We start from the raw sequence: 22,339 nt of genomic DNA, 5'->3' as shown, positions 1-22,339 counted from the left end.
CCTTTGTTTCCCCCTTGGGAGGGTTCCAGTCATGAAGTACCCCAACATCAGGAAGTGCGCGCTCGCCGCGATGATCGGCGCGCTCGCGCCGGCCATGTATTTCCCCACCGACAGCTACGCGCAGAGCACCTCGGCCACACTGCGCGGCCAGGTCACCGCCGGCGGCACTGCCGCCGCCAACGCGCAGGTCCAGGTCCGCAACACCGCCACCGGCCTGTCGCGCAGCGTCACCGCCGACGCCGGCGGCAGCTATTTCATTCCAGGCCTGCCGCCGGGCACCTACGAGGTCACGGTGCTCGCCGGCGGGCAGGCCGGCTCGCGCACGGTGCAGCTGCGCATCGGCCAGACCGCGACCCTCGACGTCCCCGTGGCGGGCGAGCAGGCGCAGGCCAGCTCCGACGCGACCACGCTCGAGTCGATCACCGTCACCGGCACCCGCATCGAGGAAACCAAGACCTCGGAGGTCGCGAACTACGTCTCGCAGAAGCAGATCGACGCGCTTCCGCAGGCCTCGCGCAACTTCCTGGCCTTCGCCGACACCGTTCCGGGCGTGCAGTTCATCACCTCGGCCAACGGCACCAGCCAGCTGCGCAGCGGCGCGCAATCGTCCAATGCGATCAACGTCTTCATCGACGGTGTCGGCCAGAAGAACTACGTGCTCAAGGGCGGCGTCTCCGGTCAGGACCAGAGCCGCGGCAACCCGTTCCCGCAGTCGGCGATCGGCGAGTACAAGGTCATCACCTCGAACTACAAGGCCGAGTACGACCAGATCAGCGGCGCCGCGGTCACCGCGGTGACCAAGTCCGGCACCAACGAATTCCACGGCGACTTCTTCTGGGACCGCACCGCCGACGGCTGGCGCGCCTCCACGCCGACCGAGCTCGCGAACGGCGAGAAGGTGGAGTCGGTCGATGAGCAGTACGGCGTCACCTTCGGCGGCCCGATCGTCAAGGACCTCCTGCACTTCTTCGTCGCCTACGAGAACAAGAGCATCGTCTCGCCGCGCGACGTGATCCCCGGCGAGAGCTACGCCATCGAGGACCTGCCGCCCGAACTCCGCGAGCAGACCGGGGTCTTCAACGCGCCGTTCGACTCCGACCTCTACTTCGGCAAGCTCAGCCTCATCCCCGGCGACGAGCATCTGGTCGAGCTGACCTTCCGCAAGCGCCTGGAGACCGACAGCCAGGGCGCCGGCAACGGCCCGAACGTGTCGAGCTTCGCCAGCAACACCGACAACACCGAGACCCGCGTCGACCTGCGCTACCAGTTCAGCGGCCTGAACTGGCTGAACGACGCGCACCTCACCTACGAGGACGCGACCCGCATCGGCCTGCCCGCGGTCAACGAGTTCGGCCGCCAGTACACCATCGACCGCGGCGAGCGCGAGCGGCTGGTCGTGCTGCGCACCGGTGGCAGCGCCGACTACCAGGACAAGGGCCAGGAGGGCTACTCCTTCCAGAACGACCTGAGCTACTTCGGCCTCGAAGGGCATACCTTCAAGACCGGCATCAAGTACAAGCAGGTCAAGGTCCGCGCGCTCGAGCAGATCAACTACAACCCGCAGTACTACTACAGCCTCGAGGAGAGCCTGACGATCCCGACGCGGGTGGAGTTCGGCGCCACGCTGCCCGGCGGCAACCCGGCCATCGAGTCCGACAACAAGCAGTACGGCATCTACTTCCAGGACGACTGGGACGTCACCGACCGCCTGACCCTGAACCTCGGCGTGCGCTACGACTACGAGGAGACGCCCGCCTACACCGACTTCGAGACGCCGCCGGATCTGGTCGAGGCCCTGCGCAACTGGGCCAACATCCAGGACACCGACTACGACATCGAGGACTACATCAGCACCGGCAGCAACCGCGACAACTTCGACGGTGCGTTCGCGCCCCGCTTCGGCTTCTCCTACGACATCAGCGAGGACGCCGACGAGTCGCGGGTGATCTTCGGCGGCGCCGGCCGCTCCTACGACCGCAACCTGTTCGACTACCTGCAGCTCGAGCAGGCTCGCTTCGGCTTCGTCCGCTACGCCTACGACTTCAACTCGCCGATCCGGCCCTGCGATCCCGCCACGCAGACGACCTGCGTCAACTGGGACGAGTCCTTCTACGATCCCGCGGCACTGGCCGAGCTGGCGGCCGCCAATCCGAACGTCGGCGGCGAGATCGACCTGCTGAACAACGACCTGAAGGTGCCCTACTCCGACCAGTTCAGCCTCGGCATCCGCGACACCTGGGGCGACTGGAACGTGTCGGGCACGATCTCGCACGTCGAGAGCAAGGACGGCGTCTACTACCGGCTCGGCAACCGCTTCGCCGACGGCGAGTTCCGCGACAACGGCGGCACCTACGGCGGCCAGCCATGGGGTCAGCCGATCCCGGGCTACGGCAGCCTGATCCTGCTGGACAACGGCGTCGAGACGCGACTGAACTCGGTCCTGCTGTCGGCGGAGAAGCCCTACACCGAGGCGTCGGGCTGGGGTGTCACCTTCGCCTACACCTACAGCGACTCGTCCGAGAACCGGCAGAACGCCGCCGCGACCGACGAGCACTACTTCTTCGACTACCCGACGCTCGAAGGGCAGCCGTTCTACCCTTCGATCGGCATCCCGAAGCACCGCCTGGTCGCCACCGGCATCTACGACCTGCCCTGGGGCATCACCGGCTCGGCCAAGCTCGTGCTGGCGACGCCGAACTACCTGACCGCGACCAACTGCTACGACGCTCCGGACAACGCCAACTGCTTCTTCGAGTCGGTCAAGCCCGACACCACCTTCGGGCAGAAGCAGCTCGACCTCGCGCTGGAGAAGGTGTTCTACACCGGCACCGACTTCAGCTTCCGCATCCGCGGCGACGTGTTCAATGTCACCAACGCGCGGAACTACACGAGCTACGAGACGTGGAAGGGCGATCCGGGCGTGTACAACGAGGACTACCTGACGCGGAACGGCGACGCGATCCTGCTGCCCACCCGCACCTTCAAGCTCACCTTCGGCATGAGCTGGTAAGCGCTGCACCGGCCGCCGCCCGGCGCGGCGGCCGGTTTCTCACGCTCCTGAACATCGCGATGTAAACCTTTCGACGGAACGCCTGTCGTACAAGGATCGACAATTCGCCGATGTAAACGATTACAGAGCCCTGTGACCGCCATGCACCGACTCGCCGCCACCGTCCTCGCCTCCGCCCTCGCCGTGCTCGCCGCAGGCTGCGCCACGCCCGCGCTGGAACCGCGGCAGGACGAGGTCGCCGATACCGAGCGCCCTCCCCTGCCGCCCCTCTTCGAGGATCTGCAGGAAAGGACGTTCCGATACTTCTGGGATACCGCCAACCCCGACAACGGGCTGGTTCCTGACCGCTATCCCTACGACGAGCCCTTCTCCAGCGTGGCCGCCGTCGGCTTCGCGCTGACCGCCTACGCGATCGGCGCCGAGCACGGCTGGGTCTCCCGCGAACAGGCGCGCGAGCGCACGCTGACCACGCTGCGCTTCCTGCACGATGCGCCGATGGGCCCGGAGGAATCCGGCACCGCCGGGCACAAGGGCTTCTACTACCACTTCCTGCACCTCGACAGCGGCACGCGCTACGACAGCTGGGTCGAGCTCTCCTCGGTCGACACCGCGCTGCTGCTGGGCGGCGTGCTCTTCGCGCAGTCCTACTACGGCGGCGACGGCGCCGACGAAGCGGAGATCCGCGAGCTCGCCGAGGCGATCTACCGGCGCGTGGACTGGAGCTTCCTGCAGGAGCGCCCGCCGCTGATCTCGATGGGCTGGTTCCCCGAGAGCGGCACCATCGCCAACGATTGGCAGGGCTACAACGAGGCGATGCTGGTCTACCTGCTCGCGCTCGCCTCGCCGACCCACCCGATCGCCCCGGAGGCCTGGCAGGCCTGGACCAGGACCTACGAGCGGTCCTGGGGCCTGTACGAGGACCAGCAGCACCTGGGCTTCGGCCCGCACTTCGGCCACCAGTACAGCCACGTCTGGGTCGACTTCCGCGGCATCCGCGACCGCTACATGCGCGAGCGCGGCTTCGACTACTTCGAGAACAGCCGCCGCGCGACCTACGCGCAGCGCGCCTACGCGATCGACAACCCGATGCGCTGGCAGGGCTACGGCGAGAACATCTGGGGCCTGACCGCGAGCGACGGGCCGCAGGTCGCCACCGAGACCTACCAGGGCGAGACCCGCGAGTTCCGCCACTACTCCGCGCGCGGCGGCATCGGCTTCCCCGACGAGTTCGACGACGGCACCATCGCGCCGACCGCGGCGGCGGCATCCCTGCCGTTCGCGCCGGAGATCGTGATCCCGGCGGTGCAGGAGATGCATGACCTCTACGGCGACCAGATCTACGCCGACTACGGCTTCCTCGATTCGTTCAACCGCAGCTTCCGCTACGACAACGTCGAGCTGAAGACCGGGCAGATCATCCCCGGCTTCGGCTGGGTGGCCAGCCAGTACATCGGCATCGACCAGGGCCCGATCCTGGCGATGATCGAGAACTACCGCGACGACTTCGTGTGGGAGGTGATGCGGAACAACCCGCACATCCGCACCGGCCTGGTCCGGGCCGGCTTCCGCGGCGGCTGGCTGGAGCCGGTGAACGCGCCGCAGGCCCCGGACACCGCGCCGGATCCGCACGTTCCCGCGCCGCGGAACGACTGACCCGGATGGCCGCGAGGACGATCACGCCGCGACGCCCGGCGCTCACGAACCGCGCGCGCGCCGGACTGTCGCTCGCGCTCGCGTGCGCGACCCTGGCAGGCTGCGGCCGCGGCGACGCCGACGTCGTCACCCTCGACTTCTGGGTCATGGGCCGCGAGGGCGAGGTCGTCGCCCAGCTGATCCCGGACTTCGAGGCGCGCCATCCCGGGATCCGGGTCGAGCTGCAGCAGCTTCCGGTGAAGTCGGCGCACGAGAAGCTCATGACCTCCTTCGCCGCGGACGCCCTGCCCGACATCGTGCCGCTGGGCAACACCTGGGTGCCGGAGTTCGACGCGCTGGGCGCGCTCGAGCCGCTGGATGCCCGCGTGGCCGCGTCGGCCACCGTCGATGCCGGCGACTACTTCCCGGCGATCTGGGACACCAACGTCATCCACGGTCGCACCCTGGGCGTGCCCTGGTATGTCGACACGCGCCTGTTCTTCTATCGCCGCGACCTGCTTACCGAGGCCGGCTTCGACCATCCTCCGACCACCTGGGACGAGTGGATGACGCAGATGCGCGCGATCAAGGCCCAGGTCGGCCCCGACCGCTTCGCCGCGCTGCTGCCGCTCAACGAGTTCGAACAGCTGCTCGCCTTCGGCCTGCAGGCCGACGAACCGCTGCTGCGCGACGACGGCCGCTACGGCAACTTCAGCTCGCAGGGCTTCCGCGACGCGCTCGCGCTCTACGCCTCGATCTTCGAGGAACGGCTCGCCCCGGTCGCCGCCAACACCCAGATCTCCAACGTCTGGAACGAGTTCGGCAACGGCTACTACAGCTTCTACGTCTCCGGGCCCTGGAACATCGCCGAGTTCCAGCAACGCCTGCCGGATTCGCAGCAGGACGACTGGGCCACCGCGCCCCTGCCCGGCAAGGACGGCCCCGGCCTGTCGAGCGCCGGCGGCAGCAGCCTGGTGATCTTCCGCTCCTCCGAGCACAAGGACGCGGCCTGGGCGCTGATCGAATACCTCTCGGAGCCCGCGGTGCAGCAGCGCTTCCACGCGCTCACCGGCGACCTGCCGCCGCGCCGCTCGACCTGGGAGTTCCCCTCGCTGGCCGACGACCCCCATGCCGCGGCGTTCCGCGAGCAGCTCGAGCGGGTCGAATCCACGCCCAAGGTCGCCGAGTGGGAGCGCATCGTCACCGAGATGCAGCGCATCGCCGAGCGCGTGGTCGCGGGCCAGTACACGGTCGAGGAAGGCGCGGCCGAGATCGACCGCCGCGTCGACGGCATCCTCGCCAAGCGCCGCTGGGTGCTCGACCAGGAAGCGCAGCGTGCGCAGGAAGGAGACGCCGCATGAGGCGCGACAACCTGGCCGGCTGGATGTTCGTCGCGCCGGCGATGATCGTGCTTGGCGTGTTCTTCGCCGTGCCGGTCGCCGCCGCCGTGGTGCTGAGCGCGACCGACTTCGACCTCTATGCGCTGGCCGACCTGCGCAACCTGCGCTTCGTCGCCATCGACAACTACCTGGAACTGCTGCGCACGCCGCTGTTCTGGAAGGCCCTCGGCAACACCTTCTACTTCGTCGTGGTCGGCGTGCCGCTGTCGATCGCGCTGTCGCTGGGTTCGGCGATGCTGCTGAACTCGCAGGTGGCGCGCTTCAAGGGCTTCTTCCGCACCGCGCTGTTCGCGCCGGTGGTGACCACGCTCGTCGCCGTGGCGGTGATCTGGCGCTACCTGTTCCACACCCGCTACGGCCTGGTGAACTACGGCCTGGGCCTGGTCGGCATCGATCCGGTCGACTGGCTCGGCGACCCGCGCTGGGCGATGCCGACCATCATCCTGTTCGCGGTGTGGAAGAACTTCGGCTACAACATGGTGATCTTCCTCGCCGGCCTGCAGGCCATCCCCGGCGATCTCTACGAGGCCGCGCGCATCGACGGCGCCGGCGCCTGGAAGCAGTTCCGCCACATCACCCTGCCGATGCTGGCGCCGGTGCTGCTGGTGGTGAGCATCATCACCCTGTCGGGCTACTTCCAGCTCTTCGCCGAGCCCTACGTGATCACCCAGGGCGACCCGCTGCAGAGCACGGTAAGCGTGCTGTACTTCATGTACGAGGAAGGCTTCAAGTGGTGGAACCTGGGCCGTGCCTCGGCGGTGGCCTTCCTGCTGTTCGCGATCATCCTGACCGTGACCACCGTGCTGATGCGCATCGCGCGCAAGCGGGGCTACGCATGAGCCGGCAGGTCGGCGCCTCGCGCCTCACCGGCGCGCTGATCAACGGCCTGCTGGCGGGTCTCGCCGCGATCGCGCTGGCGCCGCTGCTGTGGATGGTGTCGGTGTCGTTCATGGCGCAGGGCGAGGCCAGCCAGTTCCCGCCGCCGCTGCTGCCGCAGGCGCCGACGCTCGACAACTACACCGAGCTGTTCGCCCGCGCCGGCATGGGCCGCTACCTGTTCAACAGCCTGCTGGTGTCGGGCGCGATCACCCTGATCTCGCTGGCTTTCAACCTGATGGCCGGATACGCCTTCGCCAAGCTGCGCTTCGCCGGCCGCGAGGGCCTGTTCAAGACCATGCTCGGCGCGCTGGTGATCCCGGCGCAGGTGACCATGCTGCCGCTGTTCCTGATGATGAAGGGCCTGGGGCTGGTCAACACCTACGGTGGCGTGATCGTGCCGATGCTGGCCACGGTGTTCGGCATCTTCCTGGTGCGCCAGTACGCGCGCTCGATCCCCGACGAGCTGCTCGAGGCCGCGCGCATCGACGGCGCCGGCGAGTTCCGCATCTTCGGCCAGATCGTGCTGCCGGTGCTCAAGCCGATCCTGGTGACGCTGGCGATCTTCACCTTCATGGCCGCGTGGAACGACTTCATGTGGCCGCTGATCGTGCTGACCGACCAGGAGAACTACACGCTGCCGGTGGCGCTGGCCGCGCTCTCGCGCGAGCACGTGCAGGACAGCGAGATGATGATGGCCGGCGCGGTGGTCACGGTACTGCCGGTGCTGGCGCTGTTCCTGCTGCTGCAGCGGCACTACATCGAAGGCCTGCTGCTGGGCAGCGTCAAGGGCTGACCACCCGCCGTTCACTCCGGGCGGGCGGGACCGGACGGAGCATCGCGTCCGCCGCGCCCGCCCCCTCGCGACCAGGAGATCCGCGTGTTCCTGCCCCCGAACCCACGATTCCGTCCCGTCCCGCTGCGCCTGTCGCGCCTGGCGATCGCCGCGCTGCTGGCCACCGGCAGCGCGGCTGCCGCGGCGCAGGTCGGCGAGCCCGGCCCGGTCCGGGTGATCGACGACTTCGAGGACGTCGGCGCCTGGGAGGCGACCGCGTCCGACCAGGTCGACGCCGCGCTGCGGCAGGTCGACACGCCCGATGGCCGCGCGCTGTGCCTGGACTACGACTTCAACGGCGTCTCCGGCCATGCCGCGATCCGCCGCCGGCTGCCGCTCGACTACCCGGACAACTACGCCTTCTCCTTCCGCATGCGCGGGCAGGCGCCGGTCAACGACCTGCAGTTCAAGCTGATCGACGACAGCGGCGACAACGTGTGGTGGGTCAACCGACCCGAGACCCAGGTCCCGACCGAGTGGACCGACGTGCGCTACAAGAAGCGCCACATCGACTTCGCCTGGGGTCCCCGCGAGGACCGCAGCCTGCGCGAGAGCGCGCAGGTGGAGTTCACCGTGTACGCCAGCCAGGGCGGGCGCGGCGAGGTCTGCTTCGACCAGCTCGCGCTGCAGACCCTGCCCGTGCCGCCCGAGGTGCCGCCGGCACCGGTGTTCGAGGCGAGCTCGAGCGCCGAAGGCAGCGCCGCCGCCGACGCCGGCGACCACGACACCGCGACCGCCTGGACCAGCGCCGCGGGCGGCGAGCAGACGCTGACGCTCGACCTGGGCTACCTGCGCGAACTCGGCGGCCTGACCCTGCGCTGGCGCGAAGGCCTGCACGCCGGCGACTACGACGTCGAGCTCTCCGACGACGGCAGCCAGTGGCGCGAGGCGCGCCGGGTACGGACCGGCGACGGCGGCAGCGACTGGCTGCAGCTGCCCGAGGCCGAGGCGCGCTACGTGCGGCTGGCGATGCATGCCGGACCGGGCGCGGCCTACGCGCTCGAGGACGTCGCCGTGCGCGACATCGCCTTCGGCGCCAGCCGCAACGCGATGATCGCCGACATGGCCAAATCGATGCCGCGCGGCCTGTTCCCGCGCGGCTTCTACGACGAGCAGAGCTACTGGACCCTGGTCGGCATCGACGGCGGCCCGCAGCAGGGCCTGATGTCGGAGGACGGCGCGCTGGAGATCGAGCGCGGCGGTATCACCGTCGAGCCGTTCCTGCTCGACGCCGAGCGCCGGCTGGTCACCTGGGCCGACGTCGAGCCGGTGCAGACGCTGGCGCGCGGCTACATGCCGATCCCAAGCGTGCGCTGGACCCACGACGGGGTGAACCTCACCACCACCGCCTTCGCCACCGGCGAGCGCGACGAGTCGCGGATGCTCGCGCGCTACACCCTGGAGAACGCCACCGGCGAGGCCAGGACCCTGACCCTGGCGCTCGCGGTGCGCCCGTTCCAGGTCAACCACCCGGTGCAGTTCCTGACCACGCCGGGCGGGGCGAGCCCGCTCACCGCGCTGGCCTGGGACGGCGTCGCGGTGCGCGCCGAAGGGCGGCCGCGGATCGTGCCGCTGCAGCAGCCGGACGGCTTCTTCGCCACCGCGTTCGATGCCGGCATGGCGATCGGTCACCTCGCCGACATCCCGCGCCCGACCGCGCAGCAGGTCAACGACGAGACCGGCCTCGCCTCGGGCGTCATGTTCTACCGCGTGCGGCTCGAACCGTACGCGACGCGCACATTCGGCCTCGACATCCCGCTGTCCGGGCAGCCCCTGCCGCTGGACGCCGGCGACGACGTCGCCGGCTTCCTCGGCCTGGAACAGGCCCGGGTCGAGGACCAGTGGAAGCAGAAGCTCGACCGCGTCGCCGTGCACCTGCCGCGCGAACAGCAGCGCATCGCCGATACCCTGCGCACGGCGCTCGCGCACATCCTGATCAATCGCGACGGCCCGATGATCCGGCCCGGCACGCGCTCCTACGCGCGCTCCTGGATCCGCGACGGCGCGATGACCTCCGAGGGCCTGGTGCGGATGGGGCACGTCGATGCCGCGCGCGAGTTCCTGGAGTGGTACGCGCCCTACCAGTTCGACAACGGCAAGGTGCCCTGCTGCGTCGACGTGCGCGGCTCGGACCCGGTCGTCGAGAACGACAGCCAGGGCGAGCTGATCCACCTGATCTCCGAGGTCTGGCGCTACGGCCGCGACCGCGACCTGCTCGAGCGCATGTGGCCGCACGTCGAGGCCGCCACCCGCTACATGGACCAGCTGCGCGCCTCCGAGCGTACCGAGGCCAACCTGGAGCCCGGCCGTCGCCCGCAGTACGGGCTGATGCCGCCGTCGATCAGCCACGAGGGCTATTCGGCCAAACCCGCCTACTCGTACTGGGACGACTTCTGGGCGCTCAAGGGCTACAAGGACGCCGCGCGCATGGCCGCGACGCTCGGGACCGACGACGCGCAGTGGATGGCGGCGTCGCGCGACGCGTTCCGCGCCGACCTCTACGACTCCATCCGCGCCGCCGCCGAGCTGCACGACATCGGCTACATCCCCGGTGCCGCCGACCTCGGCGACTTCGACGCCACCTCGACCACGATCGCGCTGTCGCCCGGCGGCGAGGCGGCGGCGCTGCCGCGTGAACTGCTGCTGGGCACCTTCCGGCGCTACTGGGACGAGTTCGTCGCCCGCCGCGAGGGCGAGAAGGACTGGGAGGCCTACACGCCCTACGAGCTGCGCAACGTCGCCGCCTTCGTGCGCCTGGGTTGGCGACACCGCGCGCAGGAGCTCCTCGACTACTTCTTCGCCGATCGCCGTCCGGGCGCCTGGAACCAGTGGGCCGAAGTGGTCTCGCGCGAGTACCGCGAGCCGCGCTTCATCGGCGACATGCCGCACGGCTGGGTCGCCTCCGACTACATCCGGTCGGCGCTCGACCTGTTCGCCTACGAGCGTGACGCGGATGCCAGCCTGGTCGTGGCCGACGGCATTCCCGCGGCCTGGCTCGAGGGCGACGGCATCGCCATCAACCGCCTGCGCACGCCATTCGGCGAGTTCAGCTACGCCCTGCGGCGCGCCGACGGGCGCACCCTGCTCGACATCCCGGGCGGGATCGAGCTGCCCGAGGGCGGCATCGTGCTGCGCTGGCCGGATGCGACCCTGCCCGGCGCCACCACCATCAACGGCGAGCCCGCCGGCTGGAACGGCGACGAGCTGCGCATCCGCAAGCTTCCGGCGCAGGTGGTGATCGAGAACGCCCGCACCGAGTGAGGCCGGTGCGGCGGCAGCGTGTCCGCGGCGTGATCAAGCCGCGCTCACGCCGCCGCGGCGACACTGCCCGTCCACGCCAACGGGAGAGCGCATGTCCGCGCGCATCGAGGACTACGCCATGCTCGGCGACTGCCGCAGCGCCGCGCTGGTCGCCCGGGACGGCTCCATCGACTGGCTGTGCCTGCCGCGCTTCGATTCCGACGCCCTGTTCGCCGCCCTGCTCGGCACCCGCGACCACGGGCGCTGGCTGCTCGCCCCCGCGGCAGCCACGCGCAGCCGGCGCCGCTACCGCGACGGCAGCCTGATCCTCGAGACCCATCACGAGACCGATACCGGCGTCGTCGAGGTGATCGACTTCATGGTCGCCAGCCACAACGGCCACGACCACAGCCACCTCGTTCGCCGGGTCCGCGGCCTGCGTGGCCGCGTGCGCATGCGCAGCGAACTCGTGGTCCGCTTCGGCTACGGGCGCCGCGTTCCCTGGGTCACCCGCATCGACGGCGGCATCTGCGCGGTGGCCGGGCCCGACCAGATCGTGGTGCGCACGCCGGTCGCCCTGCACGGGCACGACCTGAACACCGAAGCCGCGTTCGAGGTCGCCGAGGGCGAGACGGTCTCGTTCGTGCTCAGCCACGGTGCCTCGCACCTGGAGCTGCCGCCGGCGATCGATGCCGAGGACGCGTTCGCCCGCACCGAGCGCTTCTGGATGGAGTGGTCGGGACGCTGCACCCGGGCCGGACGCTGGAGCGAGCTGGTGCGCCGCTCGCTGGTGGTGCTGAAAGGCCTCAGCTACCTGCCGACCGGCGCCATCGTCGCCGCGCCCACGGCCTCGCTGCCCGAACGAATCGGCGGCAACCGCAACTGGGACTACCGCTACTGCTGGCTGCGCGACTCCACCTTCGTGCTGGTCGCGCTGATCAACGCCGGCTACCGCGACGAGGCGATCGCCTTCCGCGACTGGCTCAAGCGCGCCGTCGCCGGCACGCCGGGCCAGTTGCAGGCGCTGTACGGCGTCGCCGGCGAGCGCCGCCTCGCGGAGTGGGACGCGCACTGGCTGCCCGGCTACGAGAACTCGCGCCCGGTCAACATCGGCAACGCCGCCGCGGAACAGTTCCAGCTCGACGTCTACGGCGAGCTGATCGCGACCCTCGAACTCGCCGAGCGCAAGGGCATGGCGCCGGCCCGGCACGGCTACGACCTGGAACGCGCCTTCCTGCGCGAGCTGGAGAAGCGCTGGCGCGAGCCGGACGAGGGTATCTGGGAGGTGCGCGGCGGGCGTCGCCACTTCACCCACTCCAAGGTACTGTCGTGGCTGGCCTTCGACCGCGCCTCGCGCAATCCGGCCGCGGCCTTCGCCAACGCCGAGCGCGCCCGTTGGGCCACCCTCGCGCGCGAGGTGCATGCGGACATCCTGGCCAATGCGGTGCATGCGGACGGCCATTTCGTGCAGAGCTACGGCTCCGACCGGCTCGACGCGGCCCTGCTGGTGATCCCGCTGGTCGGCTTCCTGCCGCCGGACGATCCGCGCGTGGTGAACACCGTCGCGGCGATCGAGCAGCGGCTGACGGTCGATGGGATGGTCGAGCGCTACCGCGCGGACACCCATGCCCGCGACGGCCTGCCGCCGGGCGAGGGCACCTTCCTCGCCTGCAGCTTCTGGCTGGTGGAGTGCCTGGTGATGATGGACCGGCTCGAGGACGCCGAGGCGCTGTTCGAGCGCCTGGCCGGGCTGTGCAACGACGTCGGCCTGCTCGCCGAGGAATACGACCCGCGCGGTCGGCGCATGCTCGGCAACTTCCCGCAGGGCTACTCCCACGTGGCGCTGGTGAATGCCGCCTACCGTCTGGAACATGCGCGCGCCCAGCGCGCCAGCAGCAAGGAGGTGCACGGATGAAGGCAGCCATCGGCGATCCGCCCTGCGAGCAGGCGCCGCCCTGCGTCCTGGTGCTGTTCGGCGCGCGCGGCGACCTCGCCCACCGCCTGGTCATGCCGGCGCTCTACAACCTGCGCCGCGCCGGGCGGCTGGGCGACGGCTTCGCCATCGTCGGCTTCGACCACGGCGACATCAGCGAACGCAGCTGGCGGCGCTCCATCGGCGACGCCCTGCGCGCGCAGGCGGCGGACCCGGCGACCGAGTTCGAGGCCGACGGCATCGACGCCGGCACCTGGCGCTGGCTGAGCCGACGCATGCACTACCTGCGCGGCGACTTCACCCGGCGCGAGGATTACCGGGCCCTGGCGGCGCTGCTGGAGGACCTCGCGCCGCGCTACGGCACCGGCGGCAACACGCTCTACTACCTCGCGAGCGCCCCGCGCTTCTTCGCGCCCGCGACTGAAGCCCTGGGCCACGCCGGACTGGTGGCCGAGGGCGAGGGACGCGGCTGGAAACGGGTGATCGTGGAGAAGCCCTTCGGCCACGACCTGCCGAGCGCGCGCGACCTCAACGCCGTGGTCGCCGCGCAGCTCGACGAATCGCAGGTGTTCCGCATCGACCATTTCCTCGGCAAGGAGACGGTGCAGAACATCCTCGCCTTCCGCTTCGCCAACGGCCTGTTCGAGCCGGTCTGGAACCGCGACCGCATCGACCACGTGCAGATCACCGCGGCCGAGACGATCGGCGTCGAGGGCCGCGGCCGCTTCTACGAGCCGACCGGCTGCCTGCGCGACATGGTGCCCAACCACCTGTTCCAGCTGCTGGCGATGATCGCCATGGAGCCGCCGGCGGCCTTCACCTCCGAGGCGATGGCGCGGCGACGCTCGGAGGTGATCGAGGCGGTGCGGCCGTTGACGCCCGACGAGGTGGTGCGCGGACAGTACGCGGCCGGCGCCATCGCGCGCGCGGCGGTGCCGGGCTACCGCGAGGAGGACAGCGTGGCGCCGGACTCGGGCACCGAGACCTACGTCGCCATGCGCCTGGCCGTCGACACCTGGCGCTGGGCCGGCGTGCCCTTCTACCTGCGCACCGGCAAGCGCCTGCGCGAGCGCACCACGGAGATCGCGATCCGCTTCAAGCCGGCGCCGCTGGCGCCGTTCCGGCAGACCGCGGTCGGCGGCTACGGGCCGGACTGGCTGGTGCTGCACATCCAGCCCGACGAAGGCATCTCGCTGCAGTTCGACGTCAAGCGCCCCGGCGAGAACGTGGCGCTGGCGCCGGTGCGGATGGATTTCCGCTACCGCGACTGGTTCCCGCTCGAGCACAGCGTCGGCTACGAGCGCCTCCTGCACGACTGCATGTGCGGCGAGGCCGGGCTGTTCCAGGACGCGGCGATGGTCGATGCGGCCTGGCGCATCGTGCAGCCGGTGCTCGAAAGCTGGGCCGCGCAGCCGCCGGGGGACTTTCCCAACTACGCTGCCGGCACCGCGGGACCGACCGCGGCCGACGCCCTGCTCGCGCTCGACGGCCGCGCGTGGCGGACGCTGACGCCGGGGCGACGGCCGCCGCCGCACCGCAGCGCGCACGAGCAGCGCCGCGGCGCGCGGAAGACGCGGACGCCGCGCCGATGAGCGCCTCGCGCGACCTCCTGCCCGGCGCGCCGGTCCTCGTCGTCATGGGCGTGTCCGGCTCCGGCAAGAGCACGCTGGCCGAGGCGCTGGCGCAGCGGCTCGACCGGCGCCTGCTGGACGCCGACGACCTGCATCCGCCTGCCAACCGCGCCCGGCTCGCCGCCGGCGTGCCGCTGACCGACGCCGACCGGGCGCCGTGGCTGGACGCCGTCGCCGCCTGGATCGAGGGCGAGCGCGCGGCCGGCAACGCGGTGGTGGTGGCCTGCTCGGCGCTGAAGCGCAGCTATCGCGAGCGCCTGCGCCGGACCGCGCCGGACGAGGTGCTGTTCGTCCACCTCGACCTCGACCACGACACGCTGATGCAGCGCATGCGCGCGCGCCGCGGCCACTTCATGCCGCCCTCCCAGCTCGCCGACCAGCTGGCGACGCTGGAGCCGCCCGCGGCCGACGAGCGCGCCGTCGTCGTCGCGCCGCTGGGGCCGGTGCAGGACCTGGTCGGGCGCGTGCTCGAAACCGCGGGCGACTGAGACGCGGTCGCGGCCGGAAGCGGGCACAGGCGCCGGGGCGGCGGAGACCGGGCGTGCGGCGGGACCGCCGCGGCCTTCACTTCTTGCCCGGGTTTATGTGACGCAGTTCCGGTTATGCTCCGCGCCGCACGACCGGTGGCTCGTCTTCGAGCCGCCGGTCCGTCCTGGACCTGACCGATGTGCATCCGCCCGCCGGTGGACGGGCACCGCGCGTCCGCCTACCGGAGAATCGGCTTGCAGCAGACCGAGCGCTTCGTCCTTCTCGACGGCATCCGCGGGATCGCGGCCATCGCGGTCCTCATGCGCCATACCCTGCCGTGGTGGGATCTGGCGCTGTTCCGCAGCTACCTCGGCGTCGATCTGTTCTTCCTGCTCAGCGGCTTCGTCATCGGCCACGCCTACGATCGACGCCTGCGCGACCGCAGCATCGGCTTCGCCGAGTTCGTCGCCGTCCGCCTGATCCGGCTGTACCCGGTGTTCGCGCTGTCGCTGCTGCTGGCGGGCGTGGCGCTGGTGGCGAAGACGGTGCTGGGCGGCGGCACCGATCCCACGGTGCTGGCCGCGGTCGCGCTGCACATTGCGCTGGCCGCGCTGTTCCTGCCGGTGCCGCTGCCGGGCAGCGTCGAGCTGTTCACCGTCAACGGTCCGTACTGGTCGCTGTTCTTCGAGCTGCTGGTCAACTTCGCCTATGCCGCGGTGCGGCCGTTCGTCGGGCCGCACGGACTGGGCATCGCCGTGGCGGTCGCGGGTGCGGTCGCCGCCGGGTCCGCGCTGGCGCACGGGCACCTGGACCTGGGCTGGACGTGGAGCGCGGTGTCGCTCGTCACCGGGCTGGCGCGGGCCGTGTTCGGCATCCTGCTCGGCCTGCTGCTGTTCCGCCACCACGACGCCCTGCAGGCGCGGGTCTCGCGGATCCCGCCGAGTGCGGCGATCCCGCTGGTCGTGCTCGTCCTGGCCTCGCCGAGCCTCGGCGCGCTGGATCCCCTGGCCGACCTCCTCGCCGTCGGGCTCCTGTTCCCGCTGGTGGTGGTCGTCGCATCGCGTCCGACGCACGTGCGCCTCGCCCCGCTGATGCTGATGCTCGGCTCGGCGAGCTACCCGATCTACGTGCTGCACAAGCCGGTGGGCGAGGCCCTGCATTTCGCCCTCGGCGACATGGTCGAGCGCTGGGCGCCGCTGTCCGGCCTGCTCCTGCTGGCGGTACTGCTCGCCGCCTCGGTCTGCGTCGAGCGCGTCTACGACATCCCGGTGCGGCGCTGGCTGCGGACGCGGCAGCGGCGCCGCGCCGCGGTCGCCCTCGATCCGGCGGCGCCGGCCCGCGAGAGCGCCTAGCGCACGCCGGCACCGGGACGGCCGTCAGCCTGCGCGGACGCGGTCGACGATGGCGCGCGCCTCGCGCGCGGCGGCGGTGACGGCGGCGAAGTCGCCGGCGTCGAGCCACTCCGGCTTCAGCATCCACGAGCCGCCGATGCAGCCGACGTTCGACAGTGCCAGGTAGTCGGCGGCGTTGGCCGGGCCGATGCCGCCCGTCGGGCAGATGCGGATGCCGGGCAGGGGGCCCTGCAGCGACTTCAGCAGGCCGACGCCGCCGACCGAGGAGGCCGGGAACAGCTTGGCCACGCGGAAGCCGCGGTTGTACAGCGCGATCAGCTCGGTCGGGGTGGCGGCACCCGGGATCACCGGCACCGGCGCCTCGGCGAAGGCCTCGGCGACGTCCGCCGGCGTGCCCGGCGAGACGATGAAGCCGGCGCCGGCGTCGAGCGCCTGGCGCAGCTGCGCGGCGCCGAGCACGGTGCCGGCGCCCACCTCCGCATCCGGCACCTGCTCGCGGATCGCGGCGATGGCGTCGAGCGCGGCGGGCGAGCGCAGGGTCACCTCGACGCCCGGCAGGCCGCCCGCGACCAGGGCGCGGGCGATGGCGACGCCCTGCCCGGCGGACGCCACCGTCACCACCGGCAGCACGCCGGCGCGGCGCATCAGTTCCCGGGCCTCGGCCTGGCGGCCGGCAAGGGTGGACAGATCGGTCATTGGTCGCGGACCTCGAAATCGGCGGCCGCCGGATTGCCGGGGCCCATGTCGTAGGTGGCCTCGCTCGGCGTGCGGTCGTCGCGAGGATGGTCGGGGGCGACGGCGTCGACGCTGATCGACAGTGCGCCCTCCTCCGCCGAGCCTGCCAGACGGCGGTTGCCGCCGAACAGCACGCGGCCGATGTCGAGGGCGGTGGGCGTCGAATCCGGCGCGATCTCGCGGCGCTCCCATTCCGCCGCGTCGACTTCGACCTCGAGCACGCCGGCCTCGGTGTCGAGCAGGATCATGTCGCCGCTGCGGACCCTGCCGATCGGCCCGCCGGACGCGGCCTCGGGAGTCAGGTGGATGGCCGAGGGTACCTTGCCGGAGGCGCCCGACATGCGCCCGTCGGTGACCAGGGCGACGTGGCGGCCCTGGTTCTGCAGCATGCCCAGCAGCGGCGTCAGCGAATGCTGCTCGGGCATGCCGTTGGCGGTCGGGCCCTGGTAGCGCAGCACGGCTATGAAGTCGTCCGGCAGCGCGCGCTGCTTGTGCAGGTCGCGCAGCTGCTGCGGGTCGTCGATGACCACCGCCGGCGCGTGCACGCGGCGGTGCTGCGGCTTGACCGCGGAGATCTTGGCGAGGCTGCGGCCGAGGTTGCCGCGCAGCACGCGCAGACCGCCGTGGTGCTCGAACGGATCGCTCGCCGGGCGCACCACGTCGCGGTCGGCCGACTCGCGCGCGCCGTCGACCCAGCGCACCCTGCCGCCCTCGGCGAGCTTCGGGTCGCGGGTGTAGTCGCGCATGCTGCCGACGATGCTGGGGATGTCGTGCAGCAGGCCGGCGTCGAGCAGCTCGCGCAGCACGAACACGGTGCCGCCTGCCGCCTCGAAGTGGTTCACGTCCGCCTCGCCGTTGGGATAGACGCGCGCCAGCAGCGGCGTCGCCGCGGCGATCTCGTCGAAGTCGTCCCAGTCGATCAGGATGCCGGCCGCGCGCGCCACCGCGACCCAGTGGATGGTGTGGTTGGTGGATCCGCCGGTGGTCAGCAGCGCCACCACGGCGTTGACGATCGCGCGTTCGTCGACGAGGTGGCCGATCGGCCGGTAGTTCTCGCCCAGGGCAGTGATCGCGAACGCCTGGCGCACCGCCTCGGCGTCGAGCGCGCTGCGCAGCGGCGTGCCCGGATTGACGAAGGAACTGCCCGGCAGCTGCAGGCCCATCGCCTCGAGCATGACCTGGTTGGAATTGGCGGTGCCGTAGAAGGTGCAGGTGCCCGGCGAGTGGTAGGAGGCCGACTCGACCTCGAGCAGCTCCTCGCGCGTGGCCTCGCCGGCCGCGTAGCGCTCGCGCACCTCGGCCTTCTTCTTGTTGGGGATGCCGGTCGGCATCGGCCCGCCGGGCACGAACACCACCGGCAGCTGGCCGAAGGCGAGCGAGCCGATCAGCAGGCCCGGCACGATCTTGTCGCAGATGCCGAGGCAGACCGCCGCGTCGAACATGTCGTGGCTGAGCGCGATGGCCGTGGCCTGGGCGATGACGTCGCGCGAGAACAGCGACAGGTCCATGCCCGGGCGGCCCTGGGTGACGCCGTCGCACATCGCCGGCACGCCGCCGGCGACCTGCGCGGTGCCGCCGACCTCGCGGGCGACGCGGCGGATCACCTCGGGGTAGTGCTCGTAGGGATGGTGCGCCGAGAGCATGTCGTTGTAGGCGGTGACGATGCCCAGGTTCGGGGTGACGCCGCCCTTGAGCGCGGCCTTGTCCTCGGGGCCGCAGGCGGCGAAGCCGTGGGCCAGGTTGGCGCAGGACAGGCGTCCGCGCGACGGGCCGCGCGCGCGCGCGGCGTCGATCATCTCGAGGTAGGCGCGGCGCGTGTCGACGCTGCGACGGCGGATCCGCTCGGTGACGGCGGCGATGCGGGGATCGATGGTCATGGGCTCGGCTCGTGAAAGCGTGGCGGTCAGGGGCACCAGTACACGTGCAGCGGCGTGTCTCCGGCGAAGAGCGCACGGACCGGCAGCTCGGCGACGTCGCCGGACTCCAGCGCGCGGCCGAACAGGCGGCGCTTGCCGTCGCCGCGCAGCAGCAGGATGCGCGCGGCGGCATGGCGCCAGCCCGCGGGGGTGAGGGTGATGCGCCGCGGCCAGCCGCGCGCGCCGGCGATCGCGCTGGCGTCGGTGCGGACGAAATGCGCCTCGGCATCCAGGGCGTCGGCGAGGTCGGGGCCGTGCGGGAACAGCGACGCGGTGTGGCCGTCGTCGCCCATCCCGAACACCGCCACCAGCGGCGGCGCGTCCGCCGCGCGATGGCGGGCGTCGGCCTCGGCGACCAGGTCGGCACCCGGCTGCGGCGGCGGATCGCCCGGGACCGGATGCAGCGGCTCGAGCACCGCCGCGCGCGCGCCGTCGCGCAGGAGCGTCTCGCGCACCAGCAGGGCGTTGCTCGCCTCCGCCGCGTCGCTGGCGCGTTCGTCGACGAGGCCGACGCGGACCTTCGACCAGTCCAGCACCGCGTCCGGCAGCGCACGATACACCGGCGCGGGCGTGCCGCCGCCGGACAGCAGCAGACGCGCGCCGCCGCGCTCCTGCACGGCGTGGGCCAGCGCCGCGACGATGGCGTCGCTGGCGCCCTCGGCCCAGGCCTCCACGTCGCGGAACTCGGTCCAGCGGTAGTCGCTGGCCGCAGGATCGACGCGGAAGCTCACGACAGCGCTCCCGGCGCCACGTGGCGGCGCTCGTCCAGGGCGATCGCGGCCAGGCCCAGCAGGCCCGGCTGCGGATGCAGGATCGCCACCGTCGGCGTGGCCGCCAGGACCTCGGCGAAGCGGCCCTTGGCCTCGAAGCGTTCGCGGAAGCGGCCGTCGCGCAGGCACCACATCAGGCGCGGCACCAGTCCGCCGGTGAGGTAGACGCCGTCCCAGGCTCCGAGCATCAGCGCGACGTCGCCGGCGACGCTGCCGAAGATCGCGCAGAACACCTCGATCGTGCGCAGCGCAGCGGCGTCGCCCGCCTCGGCGCGCGCAGTCACGTCCTTGGGCTCGAGGTCCTCGGGCGCGTGGCCCTCGATCTCGGCCAGCGTCTGGTGCAGCACGACCAGGCCGCTGCCGCAGATCAGGCGTTCGGTCGAGACGCGCCCGAAGCGCGCGACCAGGCGCCTCAGGATGTCGATCTCCAGCTCGTCGACCGGGGCGAAGCTGACGTGACCGCCCTCGGTCTCCAGCGCGAAGGCGCGGCCCTCGCGCAGGATCAGCCCACCCACGCCGAGGCCGGTGCCCGGCCCGAGCACGGCGCAGTTGTGGTTGGACTCGCCGAGCTCGATGTGCGCCTGGGCGACGCCGCCGACCGGCTCCACGTCGGCGTCCTCGAGCAGCGGGACGCAGCGCGCCATCGCGTGGAAATCGTTGACCACGTGCAGCCGCGCGAAATCCAGCGCCTGCCGGGTCTGGCTGAAGGAGATCACCCAGGGGCAGTTGGTCATGCGGATCGAATCGCCGACCACCGGGCCGGCCGCCGCGAACACGCCGCGGCTGGGATCGGCGCCGATCTCGCCGAGGTAGTGCCGTGCGGCCTCGGCGAGGCTGGGGAAATCGGCGGTGTCGTAGCGGCGCATGCTGCCGTCCACCAGCGGGTTGACAGCGCTGTCGTCGGCGAGCGCGAAGCGCGCGTTGGTACCGCCGATGTCGGCCAGGAGGACGTCGCTCACAGTGCGCTCCGGGGCGTAGGCCGTTCGGGCCGCGGCGGCTCGGTCAGGGCGCCGGGCAGGAATTCCTCGGCTTCCTTCGGGCCCCACGAGCCGGCGGGATAGGGATGGACGGGGCAGCTGCCGGCGGTCCAGGCGGCGATGACGCTGTCGATGAAGGCCCAGGCCGCCTCGACCTCGTCGCTGCGCACGAACAGCGCCGGGTTGCCGATCAGGGCATCCAGCAGCAACCGCTCGTAGGCGATGCGGCGCGGCGTCTCGCGGTGCACGGTGAGGTCGAGCGGCAGCGGCTTGAGCTCCTGCGCGCCCCATTCCGGACCCGCCAGGCTGTTCATCAGGCCCAGCTCCACGGCCTCCTCCGGCTGCAGCTTGAGCACCAGGCGGTTGGGCGCGGCCTTCTCGCGGCGCGGATGCTCGAACAGCCAGTGCGAGACCGGCCGGAAGTTCACCACCACCTGGGTGCTGCGGGTGGGCATGCGCTTGCCGGTGACCAGCCGGAACGGCACGCCGGCCCAGCGCCAGTTGTCGATGTAGGCGCGGACCGCGACGAAGGTCTCCGGGTCGGTGCCTTCCGGCGGCGCGTAGCCGGTCACCGACCTGCCGCCGACCACGCCGTCGCCGTAGCGGCCGCGCACGACGTCGGTGCAGGCATCGGCCGGGCGCATCGGGCGCAGCGCGCGCAGCACCTTGAGCTTCTCGTCGCGCACCGAGTCGGCGTCGAGCGCCGAGGGCGGCTCCATCGCGATCAGGCACAGCAGCTGCAGGATGTGGTTCTGGACCATGTCGCGCAGCGCGCCGGACTTGGCGTAGTAGCCGTCGCGGCCGTCCACGCCGGTGGTCTCGGCGATCATGATGTCGACCGACTCGATCCAGCGCCGGCTCCACACCGCCTCGAACAGGGTGTTGCCGAAGCGCAGCGCGGCGAGGTTCTGCACCGCCGCCTTGCCGAGGTAGTGGTCGATGCGGAACACCTGCTCCTCGGCGGCGCAGGCGCGGATCGCGGCATTGATCTCGCGGGCCGAGGCCAGGTCGCGGCCGAGCGGCTTCTCCAGCACCAGGCGCGAGGGCGCGTCCAGCAGTCCGGCGGCCTTGAGCCCCTGGGTGATCGGGATGAACAGCGCCGGCGGCGTCGCCAGGTAGCTCACGCACGGCCGCTCCGCGTAGTGGCCGAGCACCTCCGGGATCGAAGCCGGGTCGGCCAGGTCGGCGGTGACGTACTCGGTCCGCTCGAACAGCTCGACCCACTCGCGGGCCTTCATGTCGTCGCCGACGAAGCCTTCGATGCGCTCGGACAGCCATTCGCGGAACCCGTCCGGATCGAACTCCTGGCGGCCGACCGCGACCACGCGGAACCCATCCGGCAGCAGGCGGTCGCGCAGCAGGTGCGCAAGCGACGGGAACAGCATCCGGGCGGCGAGATCGCCGGTGGCACCGAACAGCAGGAGGGTGTCGTGCATCGCGGAAGTGAGCCTCTGCGGGTGGTCGGGCCGGAGACAGTACACGGTCGGCACCGGGCGCTGCCGGCGGCAACCGGTTCGCTGTCCCGGCGGGGACAGCATGATCGCAGCCCTCGCCGGTTCCGGCA

At 71.4% G+C, this 22,339-nt stretch carries 14 protein-coding genes and 1 pseudogene; 10 read left to right on the top strand and 5 right to left on the bottom strand.

What is annotated here, in order from left to right; translation table 11 throughout:
- Positions 1–31 precede the first annotated feature (31 nt).
- The 10 genes and pseudogenes from KB893_RS03295 (at position 32) to KB893_RS03250 (ending at position 16,377) form a co-directional block, all read left to right on the top strand.
- Positions 32–3,010, top strand: coding sequence for a TonB-dependent receptor (locus tag KB893_RS03295; protein WP_211926613.1), 2,979 nt, complete (start codon positions 32–34; stop codon positions 3,008–3,010).
- Positions 3,011–3,142: 132 nt separating this feature from the next.
- Positions 3,143–4,660, top strand: a pseudogene (locus KB893_RS03290) (glucoamylase family protein); the annotation flags it as partial.
- A gap of 8 nt (positions 4,661–4,668) precedes the next feature.
- On the top strand, positions 4,669–6,003 hold the full coding sequence (locus KB893_RS03285) for a sugar ABC transporter substrate-binding protein (protein ID WP_211926615.1): 1,335 nt from the start codon (positions 4,669–4,671) through the stop codon (positions 6,001–6,003).
- Positions 6,000–6,881 (top strand): carbohydrate ABC transporter permease, encoded by an 882-nt coding sequence (locus KB893_RS03280; RefSeq protein ID WP_211926616.1) that lies wholly within the window; start codon positions 6,000–6,002, stop codon positions 6,879–6,881. Before KB893_RS03285 ends, KB893_RS03280 begins: the two co-directional genes overlap by 4 nt.
- Positions 6,878–7,714: a carbohydrate ABC transporter permease gene (locus KB893_RS03275; protein ID WP_213173433.1), complete on the top strand. Its 837-nt coding sequence runs from the start codon at positions 6,878–6,880 to the stop codon at positions 7,712–7,714. The genes KB893_RS03280 and KB893_RS03275 overlap by 4 nt, the downstream gene beginning before the upstream one ends.
- 156 nt (positions 7,715–7,870) lie before the next feature.
- On the top strand, positions 7,871–11,014 hold the full coding sequence (locus KB893_RS03270) for a discoidin domain-containing protein (RefSeq protein ID WP_213173481.1): 3,144 nt from the start codon (positions 7,871–7,873) through the stop codon (positions 11,012–11,014).
- A 91-nt stretch (positions 11,015–11,105) separates the two neighbouring features.
- On the top strand, positions 11,106–12,908 hold the full coding sequence (locus tag KB893_RS03265) for a glycoside hydrolase family 15 protein (protein WP_211927849.1): 1,803 nt from the start codon (positions 11,106–11,108) through the stop codon (positions 12,906–12,908).
- Entirely contained in the window at positions 12,905–14,518 is a 1,614-nt protein-coding gene (gene zwf, locus KB893_RS03260; RefSeq protein ID WP_213173432.1) for a glucose-6-phosphate dehydrogenase, read from the top strand. Before KB893_RS03265 ends, zwf (KB893_RS03260) begins: the two co-directional genes overlap by 4 nt.
- The gene (locus KB893_RS03255; protein ID WP_246505270.1) at positions 14,515–15,045 is read left to right on the top strand and encodes a gluconokinase; all 531 of its coding nucleotides are present in this window, start codon (positions 14,515–14,517) and stop codon (positions 15,043–15,045) included. Before zwf (KB893_RS03260) ends, KB893_RS03255 begins: the two co-directional genes overlap by 4 nt.
- Positions 15,046–15,279: 234 nt before the next feature.
- A complete protein-coding gene (locus KB893_RS03250; RefSeq protein ID WP_211927111.1) occupies positions 15,280–16,377 on the top strand; it encodes an acyltransferase family protein in 1,098 nt (365 codons plus the stop codon).
- Between the two features lie 24 nt (positions 16,378–16,401).
- Here the strand turns inward: KB893_RS03250 and eda are convergent, their stop codons facing one another.
- The 5 genes from eda to zwf (KB893_RS03225) are packed head-to-tail and all read right to left on the bottom strand — an operon-like array spanning position 16,402 to position 22,211.
- Positions 16,402–17,073, bottom strand: coding sequence for a bifunctional 4-hydroxy-2-oxoglutarate aldolase/2-dehydro-3-deoxy-phosphogluconate aldolase (eda, locus tag KB893_RS03245; protein ID WP_211927110.1), 672 nt, complete (start codon positions 17,071–17,073; stop codon positions 16,402–16,404).
- Positions 17,070–18,989, bottom strand: coding sequence for a phosphogluconate dehydratase (gene edd, locus KB893_RS03240; protein WP_211927109.1), 1,920 nt, complete (start codon positions 18,987–18,989; stop codon positions 17,070–17,072). Before edd ends, eda begins: the two co-directional genes overlap by 4 nt.
- A 26-nt stretch (positions 18,990–19,015) precedes the next feature.
- The gene (locus KB893_RS03235) at positions 19,016–19,759 is read right to left on the bottom strand and encodes a 6-phosphogluconolactonase (RefSeq protein WP_211927108.1); all 744 of its coding nucleotides are present in this window, start codon (positions 19,757–19,759) and stop codon (positions 19,016–19,018) included.
- Positions 19,756–20,757 carry a glucokinase gene (glk, locus tag KB893_RS03230; protein ID WP_211927107.1) on the bottom strand — a complete coding sequence of 334 codons (1,002 nt, stop codon included), beginning with the start codon at positions 20,755–20,757 and terminating at the stop codon, positions 19,756–19,758. Before glk ends, KB893_RS03235 begins: the two co-directional genes overlap by 4 nt.
- On the bottom strand, positions 20,754–22,211 hold the full coding sequence (zwf, locus tag KB893_RS03225; RefSeq protein ID WP_211927106.1) for a glucose-6-phosphate dehydrogenase: 1,458 nt from the start codon (positions 22,209–22,211) through the stop codon (positions 20,754–20,756). The genes glk and zwf (KB893_RS03225) overlap by 4 nt, the downstream gene beginning before the upstream one ends.
- Positions 22,212–22,339 lie beyond the last annotated feature (128 nt).

The sequence above is a fragment of the Coralloluteibacterium stylophorae genome, from assembly GCF_018122625.2.
Classification (GTDB): Bacteria; Pseudomonadota; Gammaproteobacteria; order Xanthomonadales; family Xanthomonadaceae; genus Coralloluteibacterium; species Coralloluteibacterium stylophorae.
Note: the sequence above shows the minus strand (reverse complement) of the source record. Positions and strands in the feature narration are given on the sequence as shown.

Excerpts from the sequence above, each read along its gene's own strand:
- KB893_RS03295 (WP_211926613.1), top strand. The coding sequence starts at position 32 with ATGAAGTACCCCAACATCAGGAAGTGCGCGCTCGCCGCGATGATCGGC.
- KB893_RS03285 (WP_211926615.1), top strand. The coding sequence starts at position 4,669 with ATGGCCGCGAGGACGATCACGCCGCGACGCCCGGCGCTCACGAACCGC.
- KB893_RS03280 (WP_211926616.1), top strand. The coding sequence starts at position 6,000 with ATGAGGCGCGACAACCTGGCCGGCTGGATGTTCGTCGCGCCGGCGATG.
- KB893_RS03275 (WP_213173433.1), top strand. The coding sequence starts at position 6,878 with ATGAGCCGGCAGGTCGGCGCCTCGCGCCTCACCGGCGCGCTGATCAAC.
- KB893_RS03265 (WP_211927849.1), top strand. The coding sequence starts at position 11,106 with ATGTCCGCGCGCATCGAGGACTACGCCATGCTCGGCGACTGCCGCAGC.
- zwf (WP_213173432.1), top strand. The coding sequence starts at position 12,905 with ATGAAGGCAGCCATCGGCGATCCGCCCTGCGAGCAGGCGCCGCCCTGC.
- KB893_RS03255 (WP_246505270.1), top strand. The coding sequence starts at position 14,515 with ATGAGCGCCTCGCGCGACCTCCTGCCCGGCGCGCCGGTCCTCGTCGTC.
- eda (WP_211927110.1), bottom strand. The coding sequence starts at position 17,073 with ATGACCGATCTGTCCACCCTTGCCGGCCGCCAGGCCGAGGCCCGGGAA.
- edd (WP_211927109.1), bottom strand. The coding sequence starts at position 18,989 with ATGACCATCGATCCCCGCATCGCCGCCGTCACCGAGCGGATCCGCCGT.
- zwf (WP_211927106.1), bottom strand. The coding sequence starts at position 22,211 with ATGCACGACACCCTCCTGCTGTTCGGTGCCACCGGCGATCTCGCCGCC.